This is a genomic window from Mesorhizobium sp. M2A.F.Ca.ET.043.05.1.1 (genome assembly GCF_003952445.1).
Classification (GTDB): Bacteria; Pseudomonadota; Alphaproteobacteria; order Rhizobiales; family Rhizobiaceae; genus Mesorhizobium.
Genome location: NZ_CP034446.1, coordinates 4322695 through 4339133, shown reverse-complemented (window position 1 = coordinate 4339133; position 16439 = coordinate 4322695). Strand labels below are relative to the sequence as shown.

Here is a 16439-nt window from a genome sequence, read left to right as displayed (position 1 = left end):
ATCAATTTTTCTGATCGCTGGGATTTATGCCAGTGATCTATTGGCCGCGTAAGCGGTCATTTAGCGATCGGTAAAAACAATGCTGCAGTGCATCATAAAAGCGTGATGCACTGCGGCAATGCCGCGCTTGAATGAAATGGAAATCGGCTCAATAGAATGATGCGAAAATCACGCGACGACATGAGCCGGAAACATCCGGCCTGCTAAGATAAATCTAAAAAGCCGCCAGGAGCCCGCCAGTGGACCAGTCATCTTTCGACAAGCATCTTGCCGCCCTGCGTGATCAGCGCGCGGCGGCCAAGGGTACGATGCGCGAGGCTTTCGCTGCCGATCCCAAGCGCTTCGACACGTTCTCCGCCACCGACGGCGACCTCCTCCTCGACTGGTCGAAATGCGCGGTCGACGCAAATACCATGACGATGCTGGAGAAGCTCGCCGGCGCCGCCGATCTTGCGGGACGCCGCGCGGCCATGTTCGAAGGCAAGAAGATCAACATCACTGAGAACCGCGCCGTTCTGCACACCGCGCTGCGCAACCTGACCGGCAAGAGCGTCGTGGTCGATGGCCAGGATACGAAGGCCGATGTGATTGCCGTGCTCGACGCCATGGGCGCCTTCGCCGACGCCATCCGCTCCGGCAAGGCGCTAGGTGCCACCGGCAAGAAGATCACCGACATCGTCAACATCGGCATCGGCGGCTCGGACCTCGGCCCGGCGATGGTGACGCTGGCGCTGGCGCCCTACCATGACGGGCCGCGCGCGCATTATGTCTCCAATGTCGACGGCGCCCATATCCACGACACGCTGAAGGGCCTGTCCGCCGAGACGACTTTATTCATTGTCGCCTCCAAGACCTTCACCACGGTCGAGACGATGACGAATGCTGAGACGGCACGCGATTGGCTGCAGAAGGCGCTGGGCAAGGAAGCGGTCGGCAAGCATTTCGCCGCCGTGTCGACCGCCCTCGATCTGGTGGCGAAGTTCGGCATCGAGCAGGACCGTGTCTTCGGCTTCTGGGACTGGGTCGGCGGGCGCTACTCGGTGTGGAGCGCCATCGGCCTGCCGGTGATGATCGCCGTCGGCCCGCGCAACTTCCGCGCCTTCCTCGACGGCGCGCATGAGATGGACGAACATTTCCGCTCAGCACCCATGCAAAAGAACCTGCCGGTGCTGCTGGGGCTGATCGGCTGGTGGCACCGGGTCGTCTGCAAATATCCGGCCCGCGCCGTCATCCCTTACGACCAGCGCCTGTCGCGCCTGCCGGCCTATCTGCAGCAGCTCGACATGGAATCGAACGGCAAGAGCGTGACGCTGGACGGCACCGCGGTCGCCACGCCGACCGGCCCGCTGGTCTGGGGTGAGCCCGGCACCAACGGCCAGCACGCCTTCTTCCAGCTTCTGCATCAGGGCACCGACTTCATCCCCGTCGAATTCCTTGCCGCTGCCGTCGGCCATGAGCCCGAACTGAAGCACCAGCACGATCTCCTGCTCGCCAACTGCCTGGCGCAGTCGGAAGCCTTCATGAAGGGCCGCACGCTGGAAGAAGCGCGCGCGCAGATGCTGGCCAAGGGCATGAAACCGGCCGAAGTCGACAGGATCGCGCCGCATCGCGTCTTTTCGGGCAACCGCCCCTCTCTCACCATCCTCTACCGCAAGCTCGATCCGCGCACGTTGGGCCGTATAATCGCGCTCTATGAGCATCGCGTCTTCGTCGAGGGCACGCTCTTCAACATCAATTCCTTCGACCAATGGGGCGTCGAGCTCGGCAAGGAACTGGCGACGGGCCTGCTGCCTGTCGTTGAGGGCAAGGAGACTGCCGCAAACCGCGACGCCTCGACTGCCGGACTGGTGGCTCATATCCACCAACTGCGCGGCAAGGAGTAAAAGGATTGGCGGATATCAAGGGAATATTGTTCGACAAGGACGGCACGCTTGTCGACTTCAATGCAACCTGGCTCGGTGTCGCGGACTTCATGGCGATGGATGCCGCCGAAGGCGATCGCTGGAAGGCCGATCGCCTGCTCGCCGCAGCGGGCTTCGACTTCGTCAGCAAGCGCTTCAAGCCCGACTCGATCTTTGCCTCCGGCTCGAACATGGACGTCGTCGAACTGTGGTTTCCGCGCCTGTCCGAAGAGGACCAGATGCATGCCGTTTCCCGCTTCAATGAGATCACCTCGGTGCAGGGCTCGTCGATGGCGGTGGCGCTTCCCGGCGTTCTCGATTCGCTGCGGGCGCTGCACACGCGATCCTATCGCATGGGCGTCGCCACCAATGATTCCACCAGCGGCGCCGAGAAGACACTCGCCACGCTCGGTATCGCGCAGCTCTTCGACGCCGCCTTCGGCTATGATGCCGTGGCCAACCCGAAGCCGGCGCCGGACACCGTCATTGCCTTTTGCGATCTGACCGGGCTGAAGCCGGGCGAGATCGCCATGGTCGGCGACAATCGTCATGACCTGGAGATGGCGCGCGCTGGTGGCTGCGGCCTGGCGGTGGGCGTGCTTTCCGGCACAGGCACGCGCGACTCGCTGGCGCCGATGGCCGATGTCATCCTGGACTCGGTCGCCGACCTGCCGGATTTCCTCGCCGCGCGGATAAGCGTGCCTGCGGGCTAACCGGGTTCGGCCACAAGCGCGAACACCGCGCTTGGCTTCGGCTCGCCGCCGCCGTTTCCGCCGACATCCGGCACCTGGTATTCGCCGAGCAGGCAAAGCCGCGGTCGGGGCAGCCAGGCGCGACCGGGGTCGCCGACCAGCACGTCGATGCCGGCGGTCAGGCAGCGGTCGAGGAAGGGCATCATCCGCTGGCCGACATCCTGCGCGTAGAAGACGTCCCCCGCGAGCACCAGATCGACCGCCGGCGGCGGGCCGCCGGTGACGTCCTCATCGCGTATCTCGATGGCGATGCCATTGGCTTCCGCGTTGAGGCGGAGCCCCGCCACACCATTGCGGTCGATCTCCGCCGCGATCACCGCGCGCGCTCCGGCTTTCGCCGCCGCTATGCCGACCAGCCCCGAGCCGGCGCCGAGATCGAGCACCCGCTTGCCGGCCACGATCGACGGACGGTCCAGGACGTAGCGGGCCAGCACCGCGCCGCCGGCCCAGGCATAGGCCCAGTAGGGCGGCTGCGGCTCTGCCCCGCCTTGGTCACCATCGTCCGGTTCGAGCAGCCGCCGCAGACCGCTGCCAGGATGCGCCTGATAGAGCCGGATCTCCGGCAGCGCCGGCACCGGCGCCAGTCGCAAGTTCGCCTTGATGAACTCCGCCGGATCGAGCACCTTCGCCGGCTCTCGCTTCAGGCTGGTCGTGCTATCGCTCAAGCCTCGTCCCGCAACGCGCGACGCAGGATCTTGCCGACTGGCGTCTTCGGCAGTTCGGTGCGGAACTCGATATATCTCGGCCGCTTGTAGCCGGTCAGGTTCTCGCGGCAATAAGCCATCAGCGCCTCGACGGTGAGCGCCGGGTCCTTCTTGACCACGAACAATTTAGGCACTTCGCCGGAATGCTCGTCCGGCACGCCGACCGCGGCCGCTTCCAGCACGCCGGGGTGGTGCGCCACCACTTCTTCCAGTTCGTTGGGGTAGACGTTGAAACCGGAGACCAGGATCATGTCCTTCTTGCGGTCGACGATCTTGGTGTAGCCGCGCTCGTCCATAAAGCCCATGTCGCCGGATTTGAAGAAGCCGTCCTTGGTCATCACTTTGGCGGTCTCGTCGGGCCGGTTCCAGTAGCCGGCCATCACCTGCGGGCCGCGGATGCAGATCTCGCCCACCTCGCCCAGCGGCACGTTGTTGCCGTCGTCGTCCCGGATGGCGATCTCGGTCGAAGGCAGCGGCAGGCCGATCGTGCCGGTGAAGTCGCTGGAGCTGAATTTGTTGGCGGTGGCCACCGGCGAGGTTTCGGACAGTCCGTAACCTTCGCTCACCGGGCAGCCGGTCAGCGCCTTCCAGCGTTCGGCGACGCCCTTCTGCACCGCCATGCCGCCGCCCAGCGTCAGGATCAGCGGCTTGAAGTCCAGCTTGCGGAACTCCTCATTGTTGAGCAGCGCGTTGAACAGCGTGTTGAGGCCCGGGAAGATGTGCATCGGGTATTTCGCCAGTTCCTTGACGAAGCCCGGAATGTCGCGCGGGTTGGGGATCAGCACGTTCTGCGCGCCCTGCTGCATGCCCATCAGCGCGTTCACCGTCAGCGCGAAGATATGATAGAGCGGCAGCGCGCAGATGAAGTTTTGATGCGCCGGCTTGGGCTTCACGGTATAGGCGTCCTCCACCCAAAGCGAGTTCTGCGCGACGTTCGAAAGCACGTTGCGATGCAGCAGCACAGCGCCCTTCGAGACGCCGGTGGTGCCGCCCGTATATTGCAGGAAGGCGATGTCGTCGCCGGAGACCGTGGGCGGCTTGAAGGCGATGGTCGCGCCGGTCTTGAGCACGGCGTTGAACTTGACGTGGCCGGGCAGCGACCATGCCGGAACCATCTTCTTTACCCGCCGCACGACGAGGTTGACGATGGCGCCCTTGAGGCCGCCCAGCATGTCGCCCATCGACGCGACGATGACATGCTTCACAGGCGTCCTGGCGATGACCGCCTGCAGCGTGCCGGCGAAATTTTCCAGGATGACGATCGCCTGCGCGCCGGAATCCTTCAACTGATGTTCCAGTTCGCGCGGCGTGTAGAGCGGGTTGATATTCACCACTGTGTAGCCGGCGCGCAGGATGCCCATCATCGCCACCGGATATTGAAGCACGTTCGGCATCATCAGCGCCACGCGCGCGCCCTTCTCCAGCCCTCTTGCCTGCAGGTAGGCGCCGAACGCGGCCGACAGCCGCTCGAGCTCCGTATAGGTGATTGACTTGCCCATGCACACGAAGGCCGGCTGCCCGGCGAATTGCTTGCAGGCGCCGACCAGGAACTCGCCGATGGACTTGTAGGGCAGGGCGCCGATCTCTGCCGGCATGTTCTTCGGATAGCTTTTCAGCCACGGCTTTTCCGGCAGGCCGACCGTGAGTTCGGTGATCGCCTTCGGCAAACCCTTCGAAGTAGATTTGGCGGTGGCCGGCTTCGTGGCGGCTGCTTTCGCGGCCGCCGCCTTGGCCTTTGGCGCTGCGGGTTTGGCGGCGGGTGGCTTTGCCGCCTTGGCGGGCGCGGTCTTCGCGGCCGTCTTCGCCTTCGGCGCGGCGGCAGCCTTGGCAACCTTGGACGCGTCGCTTTCGGCGGCCTTGGCTTTTGCTTTCGCCGGGCCTGTCGTCTTGGCTGCTTTTGCCACCTGTCTCTCCCTGTCGCCTTCGGTCTGGGCGCCCGCTTCCGCAAGAAGCGTCCTCCACGCCGGTCACGGATTTTCCGGGAAATCCCCACCCATCATCTATGTATTGCCTCTATCCGCGACCGTGCAAGCCTTGCCCCAGCGGCAGGGCGGGGAAAGATTTGCCGTCGAAATCCACTCCTCGACGGCCTCGCGCGCCAAGCCTGGAGGGCAGGCGGACCTCCGGCGGCGAGGCCCTTACCGGCTCGTTTCCCCAGGCGGCAGATCAATAAAAAAATGCGGTCGTTAATAATGTTGTGAGCGGAAAAGAATGCTCACTTTTTCTATTGTTGGAGCACAATCTAGATTCTTTTCCTGCTTCCCGTGGGGTACGCACGCGAGGTGTTCCAAAGGCGAAGAAACGGTGCTTATATGCGCGCTTCGCGAGCCTGATAGAGGGGCTTGAGAGAACATCAGGGAGTGCTCAATGAAAAAGACAATGACTTTTGCAGCCGCGTTGCTGGCTGCAAGCGTCCTCAGCGGCATGGCCAGTGCCAAGACGCTCGTTTATTGCTCGGAAGCGTCGCCGGCCAATTTCGATCCCGGCACGACGACCGGCGGCAACGACTTCGACGCTTCGTCGCGCACCGTCTATTCGCGACTGGTCGAGTTCAAGCATGGCGGCACCGAAATCGAACCGGGTCTCGCCGACAAATGGGAGATTTCCGACGACGGCCTGGTCTATACTTTCCACCTGCATCCGGGCGTGAAGTTCCAGACCACCGATTATTTCAAGCCGACGCGCGACCTCAACGCCGATGACGTCGTGTTCTCCTTCGACCGCCAGTTCAACAAGCAGAATCCGTGGAACGGCGACAAGTATCTGCCGAACCTCACCTGGGACTATTACACCGGCATGGACATGCCGAAATATGTCGCCAAGTGGGAGAAGGTCGACGACCTCACCGTCAAGCTGACGCTGACCGAGCCGAACGCGCCGATGCTGGCCAATCTCGGCATGGACTTCGCCTCGATCGTGTCGAAGGAATATGCCGACCAGCTCGAGAAGGACGGCAAGATGGCCGACTTCTCGACCAAGCCGATCGGCACCGGTCCGTTCCAGTTCGTCGACTACCAGCTCGACGCCGTCATCCGCTATGCGGCCAACCCGGACTATTTCAAGGGCAAGGAGAAGATCGACGATCTGGTCTTCGCCATCACGCCTGACGCGACCGCCCGCATCCAGAAGGTGCTGGCCGGCGAGTGCGACGTGGCTCCGTATCCGAACCCGGCCGACATCGCCACCATCAAGGCCAACAAGGACGTGACCTTGATGGATCAGGCCGGCCTCAACATCGGCTATATGAGCTACAACACCACGATCCCGCCGCTCGACAAGCCTGAGGTGCGTCATGCGCTCAACCAGGCGATCGACCGGGAAGCGCTGATCAAGTCGCTGTTCCAGGATGCCGGCGCCACGCCGGCCGAAAACCTCATCCCGCCGACCATGTGGTCGTGGGACAAGGACGTGAAGACCGACGCCTACAATCCGGATGAGGCCAAGAAGGTGCTCGAGGCTGCCGGCTTGAAGGAAATCCAGCTTTGGGCTTCCGACCGCGTTCGTCCGTATAACCCGAACTTCCAGCGAGCCGCCGAGCTGATCCAGGCCGACTGGGCCAAGGTCGGCGTCAAGGCGACCATCGTCAACTACGAATGGACGAAGTATCGCGAGGAAGGCAAGAAGAAGGACCGTCCGGGCGCCTTCCAGATCGGCTGGACCGGCGACAATGGCGATCCGGACAATTTCTTCGCCACTCTCTTCGCCTGCTCCGCCATCGGCGTCTCGAACTACTCCAGCTGGTGCGACAAGGACTTCGAGGACCTGATCCAGAAGGCCAAGAAGACCAGCGACCAAGCCGAGCGCACCAAGCTCTATGAGCAGGCGCAGGTGATCTTCGCCAAGCAGGCTCCGGCTTTCCTGCTGGCTCACAGCCAGGTCTACGCGGTCGTTCGCAACAATGTCAGCGGCTTCAAGATGGACCCGCTCGGCATTCACCGCTTCGACGGCGTTGACAAGGCCGAATAATATTGCGAACGGGGCGGCGCTAATTCCAGCGCCGCCCCGCTCCATTTGACGATGCTCCGATATCTTCTCAACAAAATCGCCCTCCTGATCCCGACTTTGGTCGGCATCACCATCTGCGCCTTCGCGTTCGTGCGCCTGCTGCCGGGCGACCCGATCCTGGCCATGGCCGGCGAGCATGGCGTCGCACCCGCCCGCTACGAAGAGCTCAAGCAGCAATTCGGCTACAATCTGCCGATCTGGGAGCAGTACGCGCGCTATGTCGGTGAGGTCGCGACCGGGGATTTCGGCGTCTCCATCTCGTCCAAGCGGCCGGTGCTCGAGGAGTTCAAGACCCTCTTCCCGGCGACGCTGGAACTATCCTTCTTCGCCATGATCTTCGCCATGGTGATCGGCATCCCCGCCGGCATCTTCGCTGCCGTCAAGCGCGGCTCATGGTTCGATCAGTCGCTGATGGGCACGGCCCTAGTCGGCTATTCGATGCCGATCTTCTGGTGGGGCCTGCTGCTCATCATCCTCTTTTCCGGCTATCTCGGCTGGACGCCGGTCTCGGGCCGCATCGGCCTGCAGTTCTTCTTCAAGCCGATCACCGGCTTCATGACCATCGACAGCCTGCTCCACGGCAAATGGGATGCGTTCCGCTCCGCGCTCAGTCATCTCGTGTTGCCAGCGATCGTGCTCGGCACCATTCCGCTGGCGGTGATCGCGCGCCAGACGCGCTCGGCGATGCTCGAGGTGCTGGGCGAGGACTATGTCCGCACCGCGCGCGCCAAAGGCCTTTCGGGGGCGCGCGTCATCGGCGTGCATGCGCTGCGCAACGCGCTGATCCCGGTCGTCACCACCATCGGCCTGCAGGTCGGCACGCTGCTCGCCGGCGCCATCCTCACCGAGACCATCTTCGCCTGGCCGGGCATCGGCAAATGGATGGTCGATTCCATCTTCAAGCGCGACTACGTCGTCGTGCAGTCGGGTCTGCTTTTGATCGCGCTCATCGTCATGGCGGTGAACCTCATCGTCGACGTGCTTTACGCCGTCATCAACCCGCGCATCAGGGCGGCATAAATGACCCAGACCGAAATCGCCCCCATGGCCGCCGGAAGTCCGGACCGCCTCACCGGCCTCAAGACCTTGTGGCACTATTTCTCGGTGAACCGCGGCGCGGTCATCGGCCTGTTCGTCTTCATCCTTTTGGTGCTCGCTGCGCTCTTTGCGCCGCTGCTCGCGCCCTATGCGCCCGACGTGCAGGACAAGACCGCGTTCCTCAGGCCGCCCGCCTGGCAGGCAGGCGGCTCGACGCAATATCTGCTCGGCACCGACCCGGTCGGCCGCGACATCCTCTCGCGCCTGCTCTATGGCGCACGCTTCTCGCTGCTGATCGGCGCCGTTGTGGTCACGCTGGCGCTCACCGGCGGCATCACGCTCGGCCTGCTGGCCGGCTATTTCCGCGGCTGGGTCGATGTCGCGATCATGCGCGTCATGGACCTGATCCTGGCCTTCCCGTCGCTGCTGCTGGCGCTGGTGCTGGTGACGATCCTCGGGCCCGGCCTGTTCAACGCCATGCTGGCGATCGCGCTTGTCCTGCAGCCGCATTTCGCTCGCCTGGTGCGCGCCGCCGTGATGGCCGAGAAGAGCCGCGAATATGTCGTGGCGGCGAAGGTCGCCGGCGCCGGCCATCTCAGGCTGATGCTCGCCACCATCCTGCCCAACTGCCTGGCGCCGCTCATCGTCCAGGGCACGCTATCCTTCTCCAACGCCATCCTTGAAGCGGCCGCGCTCGGCTTCCTCGGTCTGGGCGCCCAGCCGCCGACGCCGGAATGGGGCACCATGCTCGCCTCGGCACGCGAGTTCATCCTGCGCGCCTGGTGGGTGGTGACGTTCCCGGGTCTCGCCATCCTCATCACCGTGCTTGCCATCAACCTGATCGGCGACGGCCTGCGCGACGCCCTCGATCCCAAGCTCAGGAGGTCGTGATGGCGCTGCTCGACATCCAGAACCTCGTCGTCGAATTCCAGACCGCGTCCGGCCCGTTCCGTGCCGTCGACGGCGTCTCGCTCCATGTCGACGAGCGCGAGGTTCTCGCCATCGTCGGTGAATCCGGTTCCGGCAAGTCGGTGTCGATGCTGGCCGTGATGGGGCTCTTGCCATGGACGGCCGCCGTCACTGCCGACCGCATGACCTTCAACGGCCGCGACCTGTTGAAGATCAGTCCGGCCGACCGCCGCAAGATCATCGGCAAGGACATCGCCATGATCTTCCAGGAGCCGATCGCCAGCCTCAATCCCTGCTTCACCGTCGGCTTCCAGATCGAGGAAGTGCTGCGCTTCCATATGGGCATGGACAAGGCCCAGCGCCGGGCGCGCGCCATCGAGCTCTTCAAGCAGGTCGGCATTCCGGATCCCGCCGACCGGCTGAACTCCTTCCCGCATCAGATGTCGGGCGGCCAGTGCCAGCGCGTCATGATCGCGATGGCGATCGCCTGCAATCCGAAGCTGCTGATCGCCGACGAGCCGACCACCGCGCTCGACGTCACCATCCAGAAGCAGATCCTCGATCTGCTGGTCTCGCTGCAGGCCAAATACGGCATGGGCCTGATCATGATCACTCACAATATGGGCGTGGTAGCCGAGACCGCTGATCGCGTCATCGTCCAGTACAAGGGCCGCAAGATGGAAGAGGCCGACGTGCTGTCGTTGTTTGAATCGCCGAAGAGCAATTACACGCGCGCGCTGCTCTCGGCACTGCCGGAAAACGCCGTCGGCGACCGGCTGCCGACCGTCACGGACATGCTGTTCGAGGCCGCGCCTTCAGGAGCCGGCGCATGACCAAGGTCGTCGAGGGCAAGGACATCAAGCGCGACTACCATGTCGGCGGCGGCCTGTTCCGCGGCGCGCGTACCGTGCATGCGGTGAAGGGCGTTTCCTTCAGCGTCGAGAAGGGCAAGACGCTGGCAATCGTCGGCGAGTCCGGTTGCGGCAAGTCTACGCTCGCCCGCATCATCACGCTGATTGATCCGGCGACGGCCGGCGAGCTTTTCATCGACGGCAACAAGGTCGACATCGCCAGGGACGGGCTCACCAAGGAAATGCGACGCAAGGTGCAGATCGTGTTCCAGAACCCTTACGGCTCGCTCAACCCACGCCAGAAGATCGGCGACGTTCTCGGCGAGCCGCTGCTCATCAACACCGACAAGCCGGCCGAGGAACGGCGCGACCTTGCGATGAAGATGCTGAAGAAGGTCGGCCTCGGACCCGAGCACTACAACCGCTACCCGCACATGTTTTCGGGCGGCCAGCGCCAGCGCATTGCCATTGCCCGCGCGCTGATGCTGAACCCGAGCCTGCTGGTGCTCGACGAACCGGTCTCGGCTCTCGACCTTTCCGTGCAGGCGCAGGTGCTCAACCTGCTCGCCGACCTGCAGGACGAGTTCCAGCTGACCTACGTCTTCATCAGCCACGACCTCTCGGTGGTGCGCTACATCGCCGACGATGTGATGGTGATGTATTTCGGCGAAGCGGTCGAATACGGTCCGCGCGACGAGGTCTTCTCCAACCCCAGGCACGCCTACACCAAGACGCTGTTCGCCGCGACGCCGCGCGCCGACATCGCCAGCATCAAGGCGAGGCTTGCGAAGAAGAAGGCGGCCTAGGCCACAGGTCGCTGTCCCAGAGGGCGGTGACCCCAGAGGTCGTCATCCTAGGGCGGAGCGACGCAAAGCGTCGCGTAGACCCTAGGATCCATGCCGTTACCTAGATGGTCAGCGCAGCGGGGCAGAATTTCTGCATCGTGAGCGGCGCTCTCACGTCACGGAATGGATCCTCGGGTCTGCGCGCGTCGCTTCGCTCCTTGCTTCGCCCGTGGATGACGACGCGGAGGTGGTCGGCATCACGACAGCTTCGCGATGATCGCCCGCAGCGCCTCGCCAAATTTGTGCACTTCCTCGACCGTGTTGTAATGCACCAGCGATGCGCGGATCGCGCCGCTGTCCATCGACAGGTTGAGCCGCTTCATCAGCCGCGGCGCATACATGTGGCCGTCGCGGATGCCGATCTGCAGGGCCGCCATCTCCTCGACGATCCGCTGCGGCGACAGCTTGCCAATATTGAAGCAGAAGGTCGGCACGCGCTCGGTAATGCGTGCCTCGTCGGCGACGCCGTAGATGGTGGCGCCGCAATCCTTCAGCACCTTCATCATCTCGCGCCCCAGCATCTGCTCATAGTCGCGGATGGCGTTCATGCCCGCGACGATGTTGTCGCGGCGCGAGCGGTTGTTTTCGGCCAGGAAATTGCGGCCCACCGATTCCAGGTAGCGCACCGCCGCGTCCATGCCCGACACGTTCTCGTAGATGAAGGTGCCCGCCTCGACCTTGTAGGGCGGCTCGTCCGGAATGAAATCCTCGCGGAAAGTCGGCAGCCGCTTCAGCGTGTCGAAGCGGCCCCAAAGGAAGCCCATATGCGGCGAGAAATTCTTGTAGCCGGAGCAGACGAGATAGTCGCAGTCCCAGGCCTGCACGTCCATCAGCCCGTGCGGGCCGTAATGCACGCAGTCCAGGAACACTTCCGCGCCTGCCGCATGCGCGATCCTGGCCACCGAGGCGACGTCGACGATCGAGCCGATCGAATGCGCCGTCACCGTGCAGGCGACGAGCCGGGTGCGTTCCGACACCAGCGGCTTGAGATCGTCGACATGGAGATTGCCGTCCTCGCGCATGCGCCACCATTTGAACTTCGCGCCGGCCGGCTCCAGCGCCAGCCAGGTGGCGATATTGGCGTCGTGATCCATGTCGGTGACGATGATCTCGTCGCGTCCCCCATCCGCGTCCTTGGCGAGCATCTGGCCGATCCCGAGGCTGACCAGGCGGATGAACGAGGTCGCGTTCATGCCGAAGCAGATTTCGGACGGGCTGCAGGCGTTGATCAGGAGCGCGACGCTCTCGCGCGCCGTCGCGACCGACTGGTCGACGGTGACGCTGCGGCCATAGCGGCCGCCGCGCTGCACATTGTGCGACACCAGATGGTTGGTCACCGAATCGAGCACGCTTTGCGGGATCTGGGCGCCCGCGGCATTGTCCATGAAGATGAAATCGCCGGCCTGCTGCAAGGCGGGAAACATGGCGCGAATCTTTTCGACCGGGAAGGCGGCGCTGGTGCTGTCGGTCTGATGCTTGTTCACGGGGCAGGCTCCTGCGAGGGACTTGGGCGGGAATGGGTATCGATGGCGGTCAGCGCGCTTTCTCGTCCTTGAAGCGGCGCTCGAGCAGGCTGACGAGGCGCACCATCGGCCATAGGAAGATGAGGTAGACCAACGCGGCGCCGATCAGCGGCGAGGGGTTGGCGTAGAGCGACTGCGCATTGGTCGCTTCCTTCAGAAGTTCCGGCAGCGCCACCGTCGAGGCGAGCGAGGTGTCCTTGAACATCGAGACGCAGTTGCTGGTCATCGGCGGGATGACGACGCGGATCGCCTGCGGCAGCACCACCTTGCGCAAGGTGAGCATGAAGGGGAGACCGAGCGCCTGTGCCGCCTCGAACTGACCCTTCGGGATGCTCTCGATGCCGGAGCGGAACACCTCGGCCGAATAGGCCGACATGATGATGGCGAATGCGGTCACGGCGGACGCCCAGGACGACAGGCGGATGCCGAGGAAGGGCAACGCGTAGTAGATCAGGATCAGCACCACCAGCACCGGCAGGGCGCGGAAGATGTCCGTATAGCCGATGGCCAGCCACCGCAGCGGCTTCGGTCCGTAGAGCCGCACCAGGCTGATCGCCAGGCCCACCGCGATGCCGATGACGATGCTCATGATCCCCAGCAGCAGCGTGTTGAGGAAGCCGCGCAGCAGCGCCGGCAAACTCGACGCAATGACCTCGGGATTGAAGAAGGTGTCGATCAGCGACATGGGAGCATTCCCGGACCGTGTTGCGTCATGCGATGTCCTGACAGGACCCGGACTATCGAAATCGGATTGGCCGAAAGCATGGTGGTCCGGGGACGTCACGCGTCAAACAAGACGTGCCGGCCTTTGGAGCCGGCACGTCGCTCGTTTTGCCGGTGGCCGCTCAGGCCTTGGGCAGCGGCATTTCCTTGACCGTCGAGGAATCGGCCGGCGCGTCGGTGCCGAACCACTTCTTGTGGATCGCGGCCAGCGTGCCGTCCTTCTTCATCGCCGTCAGCGCGTCGTTGAGCTTGCCGAGCAGCGGATGGTCCTTGCTCATCATCAAGCCGTACTGCTCGCCGGTCTTGATGCGTTCCTTGACGACAAGGTCCTTCATCTTCTGGAACGAATACTGCATGCCGGGGATGTCGCTGACTGCGGCATCGACGCGGCCGGCGCTGAGGTCGAGCAGCAGGTTCTGCTGCGTGTCGTAGCCCTTCACGTCGCTGAAGCCGTCGGCTGCCTGATGGTCCTTGACCCAGGTCTCGCCGGTCGAGCCGGAGAGCACGCCGACGACCTTGCCCTTGAGATCGGCTTCCTTGCTGATCGCGCTGTCGGTCTTAGTGGCGATGCCCATGTCGGAATCATAGTAGGGCTGGCTGAAGGAGAGCGTCTTCAACCGTTCCGGCGTGATGGTGATCGAGGAGATCGCGACATCGATGCGGTTGGAACTGACAGCCGCGAACAGCGCCTGGAAGCCGAGATCGGCGATATCGGTGGTCATGCCGATGCGCTTGGCCGCTTCGTTGACGATGTCGACCTCGAAACCCTCGAAAGTGCCGCTCTCGTTCTTGTATTCGAAAGGCGGATTGGTCGGATAGGCGCCGACATTGAGCACATCGGCGGCATAAGCGGTGGCGGGACCGGCGGCGATGCCGATGGCGGCGGCCAGAACAAGCAGGTTGCGACGCGTAAAGCTCATTGGTTTTCCCTCTGGGTCTTCCCTCTGTTGTCGATCGGGCGGGGCTCGCCCCGCACGGTTTGTTGCCGTCCCGCCTCCCAGCGGGGCGTCAATTCATGGCGGCGACCATGCGCTCGAGCGCCGTTTCTATCTGACCGCTGTCGCGGCACACACACATGCGCAGGAAAGCTGTCGCCGAATTTCCAAACAGGTGACCGGGCGCCAGCCCGACGCGCGCCGTCTCCAGGATCCGGGCGCAGACCTGCCGCGCATCGCTTTCGCCTTCCAAAGCGAAAAAGGCGTACATGCCGCCGCGTGGCTTGGTCGGCAGGATGACGCCCGGGATCCGGGCCAGCCGGTCATAGGCGAGGTCGAGGCCGGTCCTGATCCGTTGCCTGATCTCTTCGACCAGCGGCTCGCCCTGGCGGATGGCGGCAACGGCGCCGGCCTGGATCGGGGCGGCGGTGCCGCTGTTGATATATTGCGTCATGGCGCCGAGCTGGTCGGCAACGCCCGACGGATGCGTCAGCCAGCCTATGCGCCAACCGGTCATCGCCCAGGCTTTCGAAAAACTGTTGACCGACAGCACCCGGTCGCCGTCCTCGGCGATCTGCAGGATCGAGGGCGCGACGTTGCCGTCGAAATAGAGCCGGCCATAGACCTCGTCGGAAATGATCCAGATGCCGGTGCGCCGGCTGAAATCGAGCAGCGCCTGCATCTCCTCGCGCGACGCGGTCCAGCCGGTCGGGTTCGACGGCGTCGACAGGAAGATGGCGCGGGTGCGCGCGTCGCAGGCCGAAAACAGCCGGTCGAGGTCGAGCCGCCAATCATCCTTGAAGTCGAGGGAGAACGGCCGCGGCTCGCCGCCGATCAGGTGGATGGCGTTGTGGATGTTGGGCCATTGCGGCGCGACATAGACGACATTGGTGCCGGTATCGACCAGCAGCTCCAGGGCAAGATACAACGCCTGCATGCCGCCTGGCGTGACCGTGGTGCGCGCGATGGGGATCGGGCGGCCATGGATGCGCGTCTGGTATTCCGACTGCGCTTCATTCAGCGGGCCATAGCCGCGCATGTTGGGGACGTAGAAGGTCAGGCCTTCGTCGAAGGCCGCCTTTGCGGCGTCTCGGATGAAGGCCGGCGTCACCACATCGCCTTCCCCGTACCAGAGCGCGATGACATCGCCGAGCTCCCGCGCACGGACCGCGAGGTTGGCGATGTTTTCCGTGTGCAGGTCGCGGATCTGGGCGCGCACGCCATCGAAGGCATAGCGCGCGCTGGACGACGACTGGGGCAACACAAACGACAAGGACTGAAACCCCTTCCACCCGGGCGGCGACGGACTGACGGAAACCCCTTAGCCGCGGCAGCCGCCATCAGGATGCTATCCAAAGCGCCGCGCTTTTCAAGGCAAAAGTTTTAAGCTTAAAAAATTTGGCGCCCCTGCTGCCTAACGGATGCGGGTCGCGTCCGTTTTACGCCAGCTCGTCGCACGCCGCGGCAAAATTGGCCGCCGCGCCGGCGCCAAGAAACATCGTGTCGCTGGCCAGCACGAAGAAGCTGGCGCCGAGGGCGCCCCATCGGCCGACATTCTGCGGGCTGGCGCAGAATATGCCGGCGGTCCTGCCATGTGCTAGCGCTGCGCCGATGATGCTCTTGATCGCCGTATTGAGCTTCTCCGTGCCGGCAGGCCCGATCGCGTCGATCGACACGGAGAGATCGCCGGGGCCGACGAAGATCAGGTCGACGCCGTCGACGGCGGCGATTGCCTCGATGTTGGCGAGACCTTCCGCCGTCTCGACCTGGACCGCGACGACGATCCGCCCATTGGCGGCGGCCAGATATTCGGGAATGCGATAGCCATAGCCGGCAGCGCGTCCGGGACCAACGCCGCGCTAGCCCTGCGGCGGATAGCGCGAGGCCTTCACGGCAAATGCGGCCTGCTCTGCGGTCGAGACACGCGGCACGAGCACGCCTTGCGCGCCGCTGTCCAGTGCCGCCTGGATCGCCTCCGGCGCATGTCCGGGAACGCGCACCATGGCCGGCACGCGATGCACGTCGGCCGCCCGCACCATGGCCTCGATCGTCTCGCGCGAGATCTGCGCGTGTTCCCAGTCGATGCACAGGAAATCGAGCCCGGACGATGCCATGACCTCGACGGCGACCGGATGGGGAATGGCGGCAAAGGACCCGACCAGGTTGGTCCTGCTGATACATTTCTGGCGGAACTCGTTCATGCCGATCCCCTTTTCAAGTTGCCCAATCCATATCCGCAAACGACGACGAGGC

Annotated in this window: 13 protein-coding genes and 1 pseudogene; 7 read left to right on the top strand and 7 right to left on the bottom strand. The window is 64.0% G+C overall.

Going from position 1 to position 16439, the window contains the following annotated elements:
- Positions 1 to 275 precede the first annotated feature (275 nt).
- Positions 276 to 1883, top strand: a complete 1608-nt coding sequence (gene pgi, locus EJ069_RS21055; RefSeq protein WP_245456692.1) for a glucose-6-phosphate isomerase — start codon at positions 276 to 278, stop codon at positions 1881 to 1883.
- Positions 1884 to 1888: 5 nt separating this feature from the next.
- Positions 1889 to 2614 carry an HAD family hydrolase gene (locus tag EJ069_RS21050; protein ID WP_126062935.1) on the top strand — a complete coding sequence of 242 codons (726 nt, stop codon included), beginning with the start codon at positions 1889 to 1891 and terminating at the stop codon, positions 2612 to 2614.
- Here the strand turns inward: EJ069_RS21050 and EJ069_RS21045 are convergent.
- Positions 2611 to 3318, bottom strand: coding sequence for a 50S ribosomal protein L11 methyltransferase (locus EJ069_RS21045; RefSeq protein WP_126062934.1), 708 nt, complete (start codon positions 3316 to 3318; stop codon positions 2611 to 2613). The genes EJ069_RS21050 and EJ069_RS21045 overlap by 4 nt on opposite strands.
- The gene (locus tag EJ069_RS21040) at positions 3315 to 5261 is read right to left on the bottom strand and encodes a long-chain fatty acid--CoA ligase (protein WP_126062933.1); all 1947 of its coding nucleotides are present in this window, start codon (positions 5259 to 5261) and stop codon (positions 3315 to 3317) included. Before EJ069_RS21040 ends, EJ069_RS21045 begins: the two co-directional genes overlap by 4 nt.
- 463 nt (positions 5262 to 5724) lie before the next feature.
- On the opposite strand from EJ069_RS21040, the gene EJ069_RS21035 reads away from it, so the two are divergent.
- The 5 genes from EJ069_RS21035 to EJ069_RS21015 are packed head-to-tail and all read left to right on the top strand — an operon-like array spanning position 5725 to position 10966.
- The gene (locus tag EJ069_RS21035) at positions 5725 to 7323 is read left to right on the top strand and encodes an ABC transporter substrate-binding protein (protein ID WP_042647037.1); all 1599 of its coding nucleotides are present in this window, start codon (positions 5725 to 5727) and stop codon (positions 7321 to 7323) included.
- A 51-nt stretch (positions 7324 to 7374) separates the two neighbouring features.
- Positions 7375 to 8382: an ABC transporter permease subunit gene (locus EJ069_RS21030; protein WP_126062932.1), complete on the top strand. Its 1008-nt coding sequence runs from the start codon at positions 7375 to 7377 to the stop codon at positions 8380 to 8382.
- On the top strand, positions 8383 to 9291 hold the full coding sequence (locus EJ069_RS21025) for an ABC transporter permease subunit (protein WP_126062931.1): 909 nt from the start codon (positions 8383 to 8385) through the stop codon (positions 9289 to 9291).
- A complete protein-coding gene (locus tag EJ069_RS21020) occupies positions 9291 to 10142 on the top strand; it encodes an ABC transporter ATP-binding protein (RefSeq protein WP_126062930.1) in 852 nt (283 codons plus the stop codon). The genes EJ069_RS21025 and EJ069_RS21020 overlap by 1 nt, the downstream gene beginning before the upstream one ends.
- Complete coding sequence (locus EJ069_RS21015; RefSeq protein ID WP_126062929.1) at positions 10139 to 10966, top strand: dipeptide ABC transporter ATP-binding protein; 828 nt, start codon at positions 10139 to 10141, stop codon at positions 10964 to 10966. Before EJ069_RS21020 ends, EJ069_RS21015 begins: the two co-directional genes overlap by 4 nt.
- A 236-nt stretch (positions 10967 to 11202) precedes the next feature.
- Here the strand turns inward: EJ069_RS21015 and EJ069_RS21010 are convergent, their stop codons facing one another.
- The 5 genes and pseudogenes from EJ069_RS21010 to EJ069_RS20990 form a co-directional block, all read right to left on the bottom strand.
- Positions 11203 to 12489, bottom strand: a complete 1287-nt coding sequence (locus tag EJ069_RS21010; RefSeq protein WP_126062928.1) for a cysteine desulfurase-like protein — start codon at positions 12487 to 12489, stop codon at positions 11203 to 11205.
- Between the two features lie 49 nt (positions 12490 to 12538).
- On the bottom strand, positions 12539 to 13213 hold the full coding sequence (locus EJ069_RS21005) for an amino acid ABC transporter permease (protein ID WP_126062927.1): 675 nt from the start codon (positions 13211 to 13213) through the stop codon (positions 12539 to 12541).
- Between the two features lie 160 nt (positions 13214 to 13373).
- The gene (locus tag EJ069_RS21000; RefSeq protein ID WP_126062926.1) at positions 13374 to 14171 is read right to left on the bottom strand and encodes an ABC transporter substrate-binding protein; all 798 of its coding nucleotides are present in this window, start codon (positions 14169 to 14171) and stop codon (positions 13374 to 13376) included.
- Positions 14172 to 14259: 88 nt separating this feature from the next.
- Positions 14260 to 15450 (bottom strand): pyridoxal phosphate-dependent aminotransferase, encoded by a 1191-nt coding sequence (locus EJ069_RS20995; RefSeq protein WP_245456690.1) that lies wholly within the window; start codon positions 15448 to 15450, stop codon positions 14260 to 14262.
- Between the two features lie 175 nt (positions 15451 to 15625).
- Positions 15626 to 16387 (bottom strand): annotated as a pseudogene (locus EJ069_RS20990) (HpcH/HpaI aldolase/citrate lyase family protein).
- Between the last annotated feature and the right edge of the window lie 52 nt (positions 16388 to 16439).

Coding starts and splice junctions, on each gene's coding strand:
- EJ069_RS21035 (WP_042647037.1), top strand. CDS start 5,725: ATGAAAAAGACAATGACTTTTGCAGCCGCGTTGCTGGCTGCAAGCGTC.
- EJ069_RS21030 (WP_126062932.1), top strand. CDS start 7,375: ATGCTCCGATATCTTCTCAACAAAATCGCCCTCCTGATCCCGACTTTG.
- EJ069_RS21025 (WP_126062931.1), top strand. CDS start 8,383: ATGACCCAGACCGAAATCGCCCCCATGGCCGCCGGAAGTCCGGACCGC.
- EJ069_RS21020 (WP_126062930.1), top strand. CDS start 9,291: ATGGCGCTGCTCGACATCCAGAACCTCGTCGTCGAATTCCAGACCGCG.
- EJ069_RS21015 (WP_126062929.1), top strand. CDS start 10,139: ATGACCAAGGTCGTCGAGGGCAAGGACATCAAGCGCGACTACCATGTC.
- EJ069_RS21005 (WP_126062927.1), bottom strand. CDS start 13,213: ATGTCGCTGATCGACACCTTCTTCAATCCCGAGGTCATTGCGTCGAGT.
- EJ069_RS21000 (WP_126062926.1), bottom strand. CDS start 14,171: ATGAGCTTTACGCGTCGCAACCTGCTTGTTCTGGCCGCCGCCATCGGC.